The organism is Aliiroseovarius sediminis, from assembly GCF_022678485.1.
Taxonomy (GTDB): domain Bacteria; phylum Pseudomonadota; class Alphaproteobacteria; order Rhodobacterales; family Rhodobacteraceae; genus Aliiroseovarius; species Aliiroseovarius sediminis.
Genome location: NZ_JALBYP010000037.1, coordinates 1 through 11,611, shown reverse-complemented (window position 1 = coordinate 11,611; position 11,611 = coordinate 1). Strand labels below are relative to the sequence as shown.

9 protein-coding genes, 4 pseudogenes and 1 other annotated feature are annotated in these 11,611 nt (G+C 56.1%); of the genes and pseudogenes, 9 read left to right on the top strand and 4 right to left on the bottom strand.

The genetic code is table 11. The features are described from left to right. The 4 genes from MN186_RS14140 to MN186_RS14125 all read left to right on the top strand — a co-directional run. Nucleotides 1-638: hypothetical protein (locus MN186_RS14140; RefSeq protein WP_242115016.1), on the top strand; the 638-nt coding region annotated here is incomplete at its 5' end. Beyond that, nucleotides 638-1,420, top strand: a complete 783-nt coding sequence (locus MN186_RS14135; RefSeq protein ID WP_242115015.1) for an SH3 domain-containing protein — start codon at nt 638-640, stop codon at nt 1,418-1,420. The genes MN186_RS14140 and MN186_RS14135, both read left to right, overlap by 1 nt. 227 nt (nt 1,421-1,647) lie before the next feature. Continuing rightward, nucleotides 1,648-2,139, top strand: a complete 492-nt coding sequence (locus MN186_RS14130) for a hypothetical protein (protein WP_242115014.1) — start codon at nt 1,648-1,650, stop codon at nt 2,137-2,139. Nucleotides 2,140-2,173: 34 nt separating this feature from the next. After that, entirely contained in the window at nt 2,174-3,124 is a 951-nt protein-coding gene (locus MN186_RS14125; protein WP_242115013.1) for a hypothetical protein, read from the top strand. Between the two features lie 153 nt (nt 3,125-3,277). Here MN186_RS14125 and MN186_RS14120 read toward each other — a convergent pair whose 3' ends face one another. Beyond that, a complete protein-coding gene (locus MN186_RS14120) occupies nt 3,278-3,910 on the bottom strand; it encodes a tyrosine-type recombinase/integrase (RefSeq protein ID WP_242115012.1) in 633 nt (210 codons plus the stop codon). A 400-nt stretch (nt 3,911-4,310) separates the two neighbouring features. Here MN186_RS14120 and MN186_RS14115 point away from each other — a divergent pair, with 400 nt between their 5' ends. Both MN186_RS14115 and MN186_RS14110 read left to right on the top strand, forming a co-directional pair. Further along, nucleotides 4,311-4,574 carry a hypothetical protein gene (locus MN186_RS14115; RefSeq protein ID WP_242115011.1) on the top strand — a complete coding sequence of 88 codons (264 nt, stop codon included), beginning with the start codon at nt 4,311-4,313 and terminating at the stop codon, nt 4,572-4,574. Nucleotides 4,575-4,705: 131 nt separating this feature from the next. Next, nucleotides 4,706-5,173, top strand: a complete 468-nt coding sequence (locus MN186_RS14110) for a hypothetical protein (protein WP_242115010.1) — start codon at nt 4,706-4,708, stop codon at nt 5,171-5,173. On the opposite strand, the pseudogene MN186_RS14105 reads toward MN186_RS14110, so the two are convergent. Together MN186_RS14105 and MN186_RS14100 are read right to left on the bottom strand one after the other, a co-directional pair. Further along, nucleotides 5,121-5,543, bottom strand: a pseudogene (locus tag MN186_RS14105) (transposase); the annotation flags it as partial. The gene MN186_RS14110 and the pseudogene MN186_RS14105 sit on opposite strands and share 53 nt — an antisense overlap. A gap of 42 nt (nt 5,544-5,585) precedes the next feature. Beyond that, nucleotides 5,586-5,915, bottom strand: a pseudogene (locus MN186_RS14100) (integrase core domain-containing protein); the annotation flags it as partial. A gap of 16 nt (nt 5,916-5,931) precedes the next feature. Here MN186_RS14100 and MN186_RS14095 point away from each other — a divergent pair. After that, entirely contained in the window at nt 5,932-7,341 is a 1,410-nt protein-coding gene (locus MN186_RS14095) for an IS30 family transposase (protein ID WP_242115009.1), read from the top strand. Between the two features lie 7 nt (nt 7,342-7,348). Here MN186_RS14095 and MN186_RS14090 read toward each other — a convergent pair. Further along, nucleotides 7,349-8,280: pseudogene (locus MN186_RS14090) on the bottom strand (IS3 family transposase); the annotation flags it as partial. Next, nucleotides 7,877-7,993, bottom strand: a sequence feature (AL1L pseudoknot). Its footprint overlaps the pseudogene before it by 117 nt. A 51-nt stretch (nt 8,281-8,331) precedes the next feature. Here MN186_RS14090 and MN186_RS14085 point away from each other — a divergent pair. Beyond that, a pseudogene (locus tag MN186_RS14085) lies at nt 8,332-8,582 on the top strand (transposase); the annotation flags it as partial. 584 nt (nt 8,583-9,166) lie between these two features. Beyond that, the gene (locus MN186_RS14080) at nt 9,167-11,425 is read left to right on the top strand and encodes a choice-of-anchor F family protein (protein WP_242115008.1); all 2,259 of its coding nucleotides are present in this window, start codon (nt 9,167-9,169) and stop codon (nt 11,423-11,425) included. Nucleotides 11,426-11,611 lie beyond the last annotated feature (186 nt).

Genomic DNA, 11,611 nt, shown 5'->3' with positions numbered 1-11,611 from the left:
CGCCCGCCACCACCGGCCTTTACGAGTTACGCTATGTGCTGAACGAGGGCCGTCGGACGCTGGCAAGCGTGCCGGTTGAAGTGGTCGACGCCGAGATCGGAATTGCCGGCGCCGCTATCGTGCGTGCCGGAACGGATGTAGATGTCAGCTGGTCGAGTACAATCAACGCGCGCGACTTTATTACCATCGTTCCAGCGGGCGCGGATGAGGGCTCTTCAGATGGATATATTCGCGTTGGGAAGGCCAATAAGGGCCGACTTAGCGCACCCGAAGCAAGTGGCCTTTACGAACTGCGCTATGTCCTTAACGAAGGCCGTCGCACGCTGGCCAGCGCGCCATTGGAGGTGGTTGCCGCGGATGCGCCGCTTGATGACGGAGCGGGGCTGTCGGCCCCCGAGACGGCCGCAACTGGCGAGACGATTACCGTGACATGGACGGGCGGCGGCGAAGGTGCTGACCAGCGGATCGCTTTGGCTCTCAAGGAACAGCCGGATTTCAGCTGGATTTCGGCGCAGAAAATCGAAGCGGGCCAGAGCATGGAATTGAAAATGCCCGACGAGCCGGGCCTTTATGAAGTCCGCTATCTGGATGTCTCGAACCGCAAGCTTTTGGGTCGTTCTGTTGTGGAGGTTAAGTAATGACGAAGCTCTTTATGGCGGCCACGCTTTCCTGTGCCATGGCGTTTGTCGCATCGACCGCTCAGGCCGAAATCGACGGTCACGGGCCTGACGCGTGGCGGGTGACTGGAGTTGCTGCGGATGATGTTCTGAATATGCGGATGGGACCGGGAACCGACTATCTGGTGATCGACAGCCTTCCGCACAATGCCCGCGCATTGAAACAGGTCACCTGTGTGCCTCTGTTGCTCCCTTATATCTACCAACGTCTGTCAGAGGAACAACGCAATAACCTGCCACAGCGTTGGTGCCTCATGCAGACGGATGACTACATCAAGTCCGGCTGGGTCGCGCAACGGTTTCTGGAGCCGGATTGGGGACATGTCGAGGCCGATGATGTCGGGTCTGACGTGGTTTATAAAACCGGCGACGCAATGATCGACGATGCGGCTCGATTGGTGAGCGATCTTTATGCCACCTTCGAAGCGCAAAGCAGCGCGGCGGAGAACCCCTTCGGCCCAAGGTTGGCGCCGCAATACTTCTTTGCTGGCGTAGTTCCTGAATTGGCAGGGCGCGGGGGCGATGTTCTATACAACGCGCAAGATTTTCAGGGCGAGATCACCCGTATCTCGCCCGACCCCGACCACCCATTGTTGCAGGGTATGATTACGATCAACGTGGACTTCACCAATTTCGGTCAGTCCTCTCGTGCGGTGTTTTCCCTAAGGTCCGACCCTGACCAGTCTGGCGCGCCAATTCGGATATTCCGTGTCGAGCATGAGGGATGGAGCTTCCCGCAATGAGGTTGCGGAACGCTGCGTGTTCAGCAATTGTCGCATGCCTTCTTTTTGGATCGGGGGCGTTCGCTGACCCCTTGCCCTGCCAAGGCCGTTACAGCACGGTCTCTGGGGCCGTGACTTTGTTGGCGAGTGGCATGGTCCATGTAGAACCACCAAATCGGAGTGAAGGTACCGTAGACCTGACATATGACGGCTGCGACAGGATCACCATTTCTGGGCAAGGAATGCGAATGGATATCCTCCGCTCCGCCACCTCTGGCTGGACGGGTACACTGACGGGCGGAGGGGCAACCCGCGTATTCAGATTTAATGCTGTGACCCCGCGCGTTATCGATAGCTGGATGGATGCTTTCGGTGGTGGAATGACCGTTCAACGCGGCATGAATTTGACACTTTTAGACGGAACCGAAAATCAGCCCGTTGACTGTATCTTTGACAGCGCCTCACAGGATGTCAGTCGCGAGAATGCCGCAGCCGAAGGCACCCTCGATCCACCTCGCCGGATGCTCGATTTCAAAATTGTCGAGTATGACAATCCTGACAGTCTCAGCGTTTTCGCTCGGGTCATTGATATCGAAACAGGAAAGATCATCGCCCAAAGGGAAAGCCAAGTTGTAGGCACAGACGCCGAAGCACTCACCTTGGCGATGCAAGAGAGCGCGGCCCAAATTACAGCCGACGAAAGCGCATTCGGGCCGTTGAGCGACGGCGTGTCGCGGTGATCGCACGACAAACTATCGACAGGGAGAGTAAACAATGGAATTTTCAAAGCCAGATAAAAAGGCACGGCTGGCCCAATTGGGGTATCTCGTACGTCACACCTTCACCGTTGTTGGACGCAATCGCGCGCTATTGACCCCACTGATAGCTATGTGGGTGTATGCGACCGCAATGGTTGTGGTGTTCTTTGTCGGACTCTTCTTGGTAGTCAATGGCAGCGGCGGTGGCGGCTGGTTCCTGTTCGGTGGCGTGCTAATGTTTTTCTACAAATACTTCTTCTACAATCGGGCGAAGCTGACATTAAGTCGCCTGACCTATGACACCGCGATCGGGGGCACTCCGAGACATAGCGATGCCCGCCGCGAACTTGCGGGACTTGGCTCCCAAGTGCGCAGCCTTGCAATGCTGGATATGGTTGCGACCTGGGTTGCAAGTCGCAAGAACAAGGAAGGCGGTCTCATGTCGATCTTGCTGGGTGGAATCGGCGAGGTCTGGGATCTGGTAAACCACTTCATGTTGCCTGCGGTTGCTATCGACAAATTGGGACTGCGCGACGGAGCCGGACGCCTGAAGCGGTTAAAAGAGCATGTGCCCGAAACACTCGTCGGCGTTTTTGGTGTCGACATCATGGGCGGTGTGATCGGAACTCTGATGGCTCCTCTCTATGTTTTTGGTATGCTGGCCGCAATCGTATGCGGGCTATACTTCGGCGCAAGCTTACCAGAGGCATTCTCCGCGGGTGCCTTGCGAGACTTGTCCCCCGATATTCCCGAAATTGGCTTCATCGGGCCTGACACTGTCTTCAACTGGTTGCCCGTTTTCCTGTTCGTATTTCTGGGTTTTATCCTACAGGCCATGCTTGCTTGCATCGTGAACGCAATTAAAGTCGTCTATTTTACACTATTCTATAGCCGCCTCATGCATCCTGACGCACTAGATCCGAAGATGAGGACTGACCTCGAAGGATATTTGGAGCTTGAGGGGTGAAGCAAAGATGAACAGCCTGTGACCTGCACTGTGATGGGCGTGTAGATGTCTGACGTCAGACATGGCAATGTCCGCTACGGGAAAGTCGCACTTCGGCGAGACAATCAGTCGCCAACGGCAGCTTTGGGCCGTCCCTGAAGACAGCCCTTAGCTTCAGATTTCAATGGCCTCAGCGATCGCAAGAGCATCTTCCAACTCGACGCCCAAATATCGGACGGTGCTGTCCATCTTGGTGTGCCCCAGTAGGAGCTGAACGGCACGAAGGTTGCCGGTTTTCTTGTAAATCTGAGTGACCTTTGTCCGTCGCATAGAATGGGTGCCGTAGGCGGTGACTTCCAAGCCAATGGACGAACCCCATTCCCTGACAATCCGCGCATACTGGCGGGTTGAGATGTGGAGACGCTCATGAAACCGCCCTGGCCAGAGATATTCCGACCCGACCATCAGCGGGTCTTCCATCCACTTTGCGACCGATGCGCGGGTGCCTTCTGAAAACTCAAAGCGGACCGGTTTCTGCGTTTTGCTTTGTAGCACAGATGCCCGTTCTTTGATCTGACCAGATGCCATCACGTCCACGACTTGCATCCGAACAAGGTCGCAGCCGCGAAGTTTGCTATCGATGGCCATGTTAAAGAGAGCGAGATCGCGATGATTTTCTGCCAGTTCCAAGCGTACTCGAATTGCCCAAACGTGCTTTGGCTTGAGCGGGCGTTTCTGGCCGACAATACGCCCCTTATTCCATGCAGGGCGAAGTACGCGAATGGCAGGTAAGTTTGGTGTTTCCATGACTGATCCTCCGATCCGCCACGCCCTCCCACAACGACAACCCGACGTTGACGAGTGATCATATCACAATATGCTGCGGCGCATCCGAGGTCGGTTGTGTGCTCGATGTGTTGAGTGCTGCAAGGTGCAGGAATTTCAGCAACGGGTGAACACGGACTTTCCCTGCGCTTGCAAGCTGACTTTCCCCGGCCGAAAGGCCTGCATTTCAAGGCCGTATCAGCCTTCCGGTTGTGCTGCGCTTCACTTTCACCGTCGGGTGTGCAAGAATTTGTGTCGATTTCGATTGCTCTCAGGGAGGTTCGCTTTGCTTCAACAGTCAAGAGACAGCGCATTTATTCTGCTCATAGCCTGCACCATTCCAACGGCATCGTTGGCCGACGATGGGGTAAAGGGAATGTGCATGGAACTGGATAGCGAAACCGTCTGCGATTGCGCTTCCGAAGCTTTGCGAACACAGATCGGGAACGAAGACTATGCGATCTATGAGGCGATCGGGGCGGATTATCTTGCGCGAATGGAAACAGGTGAAAGTCGTATCGATGCCTGGACAGAGGCCAGCCGCACCGAGGCCGCCAAACTTGGCATCAGCAGCGTAGTCTTGCTGGGCCGGACCAACGAGATCGGCAATACCCACCGCGCAGCCATAAAGGAATGCGGCGGCTGATCAATAGTCGGGTGTAAATGGCCTGTGCCGTTTTCTACTGTCGGTTCGCGCTACTGCCTCTGCACTGTTTGACAAGCTTTTTGCTCTTTGTCGCAATCGCATGATCGGGTCTGATCAGGAGGGAGACAAACATGCGGATTATTCAGCTTCTGGGCGCAGTATGCGTTGCCTGTCTGGGGTTGGCGATGGATGCGGTTGCGCAGACCGACTGGCCGACGACCCGTTTTAAGGTGTGCTTCGAGGATCCCGACAGCTATCTGATCGATTACCGGCCCGGTATCTGTGACGGCGACCCGATGCTCGCGGTCAAAATCGAAAGCTATCTGCAGGAAGTGGCCGAGGATTTGCGGGCGCGTGGCTTCCGGGCTCCAACGCTTGGCGATACAGTTGTGACCTCGGATGGGCCAGCTTACCCTGTTTTTGTCTTTAACGCCTCGGATGACCGTGACCATGCTGCACACAACAATCCTTGCGCCGGGGCAGAGCCCTATTTCTGCCTTGATCTTAAACGCAGTGACGGTGCAGCGGTGTTTTCCGAAAACGAGATCACGGACAAGGGCTATGCCGACATGGCACACGAACTTTTCCACGCGGTGTAGGCGTCTTACGCACCCTTCGTGGACACCTGGAGGTGCCATCGTTGCGCCCGGACTTGTCGAAGACAGGGATGTGCGGGGCGATTTTGCGGTCAACTAACCAACCAAGAAGCGGCCCGGTGCCGTAGGCAGTGTCCGCAATCAGACGCTCGGGGTGCAGATCGAACTGTTCCTTCACCCGCTTCAGCATCGTCTTGGTTGAGCCGACCTCGGCCTGCCTGATTGATCGAGTGGCTTCAACATCGACAATCACACCATGGTCAGTGTCGATGAGGTAATTTTCGGAATAGCTGAAGAATGCTGGCCCCTTGCGGGCTGCGGTCCATTGGCTCGCCGGGTCAGAATGGGACGTGAATTTGGGCTGAACCTCGCTCTGAACCGCCCCGGGTTTACCGGAGAGGGTTTGCTTCAATAGTTAGGCTGCTTTTTCATCTGCGTTCAAGCTTGCGTAGAAGATTTCCTCTGCTTCGTTCGGCGTGACGTAACCGATGGCGCTGTGCAGGCGCGTGTTATTATACCAATCGACCCATTTCAGGGTTTCCCATTCGACCTGACCAACGGACTTCCATGGGCCGAGGAATTTGATGACCTCGGCTTTGAACAGGCCGATGATGGTTTCCGCCAGAGCGTTGTCATAACTGTCGCCGACGCTGCCGACCGACGGTTCGATCCCGGCCTCAGCCAGGCGTTCGGTGTAGCGGATCGACACATACTGGGCGGATTCAACCGGTCGTCGCAACACCCCATTTTAAGAGGTGTAAATGACCAAGACCGGCAGACGAAAGTCCGAACGCTCGATACGGAACAAATTGAACTCGCCAGGTCGGCCCCCGGTCTGGCAACGTGAGCATCTGTGCCTGTTCTGGCGGAGCGTGGCCGCAGGTCATTCTAGTGAGGTCTCTGCAATCAAAGCAGGCGTTTCTGGTCCTGTTGGAAACCGGTGGTTTAGGAGTTCTGGCGGAATGCCTCCCACACATCTTTCACCCTCGGCCACTGCCCTGAAGCGCCGAAGTCTGACATTCTCTGAGCGTGAAGAAATTGCTTTGGAATGCGCGCGAGGAACAGGGATCCGCACAATCGCGCGTAAGCTATCGCGGTCACCCAGCACAATCTCTCGGGAGATCAGGCGCAATTCTGCAACGCGTGGTGGTGATTTTGATTATCGTGCTATCACAGCCCAATGGCATGCAGATCGCGCAGCAAAGCGCCCCAAGCCAAGTAAATTGGTATGTAATTCCGCCCTTCGTGATTATGTACAGGATCGGCTATCGGGCCTCATCGCCACACCTGACGGCATCGCTTTCGATGGTCCCGTTGTGGTATGGAAAGGACGTCGTGCCGTTCATCGCCAAAGTCGGCGCTGGTCTTCGGCCTGGAGCCCCGAGCAGATTGCGCAACGCCTGAAAGTAGACTTTCCTGAGGACACAACCATGCGGATCAGTCACGAAGCGATCTATCAGGCGCTATATATTCAAGGACGCGGTGCATTGAAGCGCGAACTCTCAGCCTGTTTGCGGTCTGGTCGCGCATTGCGTTTGCCCCGAGAACGCGCCCGAGGTCGTGGCAGACCCTTCCTTGCAGATGCGCTGATGATCGGCGATCGCCCCGCAGAAGTTGGAGACAGGGCGGTACCAGGCCATTGGGAAGGCGACCTCATTCTCGGCCTTGGGAGTTCGGCTATCGGCACGCTCGTAGAACGCACAACACGCTTTACAATGCTTTTACACCTGCCGCGCATGGAGGGCTATGGGAAGGGTGACGTATCCAAGAATGGACCAGCGCTGGCTGGTCATGGTGCAGAAGCGGTCCGTGATGCTATCGCAGAGACAATCATGGAACTGCCTGTTGAGCTTCGCCGGTCTTTGACCTGGGATCAGGGTGCCGAGATGGCTCAACATGCCCAACTCCAAATCGAAACGGGGTTGGAAATCTATTTCTGTGACCCTCAAAGTCCTTGGCAACGCGGAAGCAATGAAAACACAAATGGCCTGCTGCGCCAGTACTTTCCAAAGGGTACAGATCTTAGCCGACATGGCACTAATGAGTTGCGCGCTGTTGCGCATGCTTTGAACACAAGGCCACGCAAGACGCTTGGTTGGCAGACGCCAGCTGAAGCCCTCGACCAACTGCTCAAACAGGATATAAACGAAAGTGTTGCGACGACCGGTTGAATCCGCCCTGGCTGCCCCGGTCGCTGTGGTGAACGAGATCGCCAGTCGGCCTCCGCTCATAAAGCGCCTGTTCCAAGGCATCGAGCACGAACTGTGTCTGTGGGGATCGTGACGCGCGCCAGCCGACGATCCGGTTGGCGAAGGTGTCGATCACAAAGGCCACGTAGACGAAGCCCTGCCAGGTCGACACGTAGGTGAAGTCGCTGACCCAAAGCGTGTTCGGGGCCGGTGCCCGGAACTGCCGGTTCACCTTGTCGCGCGGGCATGGCAGCGCCTTGTCCGGTCGGGTCGTCCTCTGGGCCTTACCACGAACAATGCCTTGAATGCCGATCTCACGCATCAAACGTTCCACCGTGCAGCGGGCCACATCGAACCCTTCCCGGCGCATCTGGTGCCAGACCTTGCGAACGCCGTAGACCTTGAAGTTCTGATCCCAGACCCGTTGCACCTCGCGGCGCAGAACCTTGTCACGTCTGGCACGATCAGATGCACGATCCGGATCGCGGGCAACCGCCAGATACTCGTAGAAGGTCGAAGGGGCGATCGGCAGCACGCGACAGATCGGCTCGACCCCATACTCGGCCCGGTGATCGTTGATGAACCCGATCATCGTTTCAGTGGGCGGTCGAGCTCCGCCTGGGCAAAATACGCCGACGCCTTCTTCAGGATCTCGTTGGCGGTGCGCAGTTCCTTGACCTCGCGTTCCAGAGCCTTGATCCGTGCCTTCTCTTCACTGGTCGCGCCGCCACGCTCGCCAGCGTCACGGGCGGCCTGGATGCACCAGGCGCGACGAGTGTCATGGGAACAGCCAAGCTTCGATGCGATCGCGCGGTAGGCCGCGTTGTCGCTGGTGTAATCGGGCCGCTGTTCGCGGAATAGCCGGACGCTGCGCTCGCGGAACTCGGATGTATACTTCGGGGTGGGCTTCTTCTGATCCATAGGGCTCATCCTTTGAGAGTTTTACTCTCCGGTAAACCCGGAGCGGTTCAGCTGAGCCCGTCCACGTTTTACAAGCTGAAAGCCAAATACGGCGGCCTGGAGGTATCGGAAGCCGCCAAGCTGAAGGCGCTGGAGGACGAGAACGCCAAACTCAAGCGCCTGCTGGCCGATACGATGCTCGACAACGTGGTCCTGAAAGGTCTTCTGGGAAAGAACTGACGACGCTGATCAAGCGGCGAGAGGCAGCGCTCAGGGCGATGCGGGATCACGATATCTCGCAGCGTCGGGCCTGGCGGCTTGTCACTGAGAGAACCTCCGGTAGGCAAGGGTGATTTCGATACGGACCCGGATTTGGTGGGAGATTATGTCTATTTCTAAATCCTAGCCCGCTTTTTCATTCGCCTCGGCACGATAGTGCGAGGGCACGATCGGCAGAGAGGGCGGAAATCGGAATTTCGATATGCCGTCTCTCCAGGTCCGCAGTGTTTCTATTCGTTTGAAAAGCTCAGTGTGCCAGCCCGTTACGATGTGCCTCCGCTCTTTCTTTTTCTCTTGAGGTGGTTTCGATTTAGGCCGTGAGGCAGCTTGGTTGTGAAGGCAGGCATTTATTAGGAAATCGCAGTGATGGCACCCAAATAGACTCCCTCCGATTTTATGAGATGGAAAGAAACGACGTGTTGCAAAAATGGACATGTAAGGAATTATCTAAAGCGATGACAGCGTGTTCTGCATTAACCCTATTGCTTCGACTGACGGACACATGCCACATGCGGAATGTGAATGTAAGTTGGGGGGATTGGGCATCTTGCCAGTTCGGTTATTCTGGCGGACTTCTTAGCCAGTGTTTTTGTGCCCCGTCCAATGACTAACGCAAAGGGGAAAATCCATGCGAAAAATTAATACAATAATACTCGGCACAGTTGCGCCGCTCGCACTCGCTACGGCGTTTGGAGTGCCTGTCTGGGCAGATACATTGCCCGAAAATGTTTTGATCGGCACATCGGGGGGTGGCATGATCTTCGTCGACCCTGAAGAAGGCGTGGTGGCGCCCGGAATCAAGGCCGTTACCTTCACTCGGACAAGAGCTGATGATGGGTCGGGTGGAACAATCTACGTCGACCCGTATGAAGAAATCATCACGGATTTTTCCAGCCTCACGTCTCGTGGCAATGTCACCAACTGCCTGATGGCCAGCAATCCTGATATCTATTGCGATTCCGAACGCGGATCCGGCAAGCGGATCAAGACATATATCACCGGACCAACCCCGTTTGATATGCAGTTGCGCACGACACCGAGTGCGGATTATCCGTCGGTTGATTATTTAACCTTCGGAAAGGCTTCGAACTTTACTGGCGCACGGATGACGGGCTTCTCTTTGCAGTTGCTGGATTCAGACGGTGTGATGATGGATGCGGCAGACCCCGCGAACGCTGTTTTGTTCAACTTGGACGCAGATCAAATCGGCTTGGGCTCCGGATTGCCTGACGGCCTGTTTGGTTCAGGCGGTAACGAGGGAACGATTGGTTTTTTCTCGTCTGACAAGGCTATGATCGATCTTACAGAGTCGGACAACGAACTGGCCTTTGGTGCTCTCAGCAACGCGGAGTATGTCGCAAACTTCGGCACAGCGATTCTCGACGATACGATGGTTCCCGAGGGTATGTTCTGGGATGATAACGCAGACCCGGACGACGAAGGCGCACTGGTTGCATGGAACAACCCCTCTGCCGGTGGCTGGACATACGGCACATTGGAAGTCCCTGCGGATATTGATGCCCGCCTTGATGAGCTTGCCGCTTCCTTGGGTGTGGTGAGAGCCGATCTCGGGTATGTGGACGGAGGCTTGGTGCCGGACGATATCGTCGCGTCCATGCAGGCAAACGGCCTGTTCGAAGTCGATGCGATCGAAGATCTGCGCAATGCCAACCTTAACTACACCATAACGGTCGGCAATATCGAAGCGGAAGAATATATTTTGCGGTTTGCACCGACGTTTAGTCCGATTGTTACAGAAACGACCAGTGAATATCAGTTCCGGACTGCTGGCCATCTCGATGCCGCGGCCAACGTGCCCTATTTTGATACGGGCAATGCTGCCGCCTATCAGACTACAATCGATGATATTCTGGCGCTGGATGCTGCAGAGCAGGCCGAAGCACTGGAGCGGACGGGTTTCAGCTTCTTGGGTGCCTTCTCGGGTCTGGGGATGAGCCTTGGCCGCGATCAGGTATTCGCAGTGGGCCTTCCCAGTGTCGAATTCGGTAACGACGGCATCGCGCTGTCAACCAAAGGTGAAGGCAAATGGGCGATAGGAGAAAACCTACGCGGCTTTGTTTCGGCTCATGGTAGCTCGGCCAGCTTTGAGACCACGGCCAACGGCATTGGATATGACGTCAAGTCCAGCGGCTTTAACGCGGGGCTGGAAGCCTCGATCAGCCCGACGGCCTCGGTTGGCGTGATGATCGGCAGCCTGGACGGCAAGGCTGATGCCTTTGCTGGTCGCGGCACGGTGGATGCCTCAGGCTGGTCACTCGCTGCCTACGGTCGCACGACTTTCGGGGAAGGCGGCACTCTGCAGGCTGTGGTTGGTTATCAGGACCTGTCCTTTGACACGGCACGCAACGTTTTCGGTGGCGGGGTCGCCACTGGCGCGACGGACGGGACGCAAAAGTTCATGGCATTGCAGGCTGACTACATGTTCAATCGTGGCGCGCTGACTTGGGGCCCGATGGCCTCAATCGAACGCTACAAACTGTCGGTTGATGGTTTCGACGAAACCGGTGCTGGCGCCATGAACATTGCGGTGGGTGAGCAGGAAGGCTGGACCACGGTGGCGAGCATTGGTGCGCGCGGCGAGTATGCGATCGGTGAATCCGGTAAGACCCGCGCCTATGGCAGCCTTGCCCTGACACAATCCTCGGGCGACGATCAACTCGTCTCCTCCGGTTTTGTCGGGTTACCTTCAGGTGGTACGCCAGTTGATGCTATCGATCAGAATTGGGTCGATGCGCGCATTGGTTTGACATCTGTGGTGTCACAGAGTGCTGGTATGAAAACGGTTGTAGGCGCAGAATATCGCGGTTCTTACGGGAGCTCCTACGAAAGCCACGGCTTGGGCCTCTTTGTTAAGATGGAGTTCTGATCCTTCGGGTATTTAACCTATAAAAGACAAGGGACCGCACTGGTGTAGACTGGTGCGGTCCTTTTTTGGTTAACTGGATAGCTCTTACTCTTGACCTGCCCCCCGCGAGATCCCTCACTGTGATGTAGAGTCTGCCCAACCCTGAAGGAGCAGACGAATGCGAAAGAGCCGTTTTACCGAGGCGCA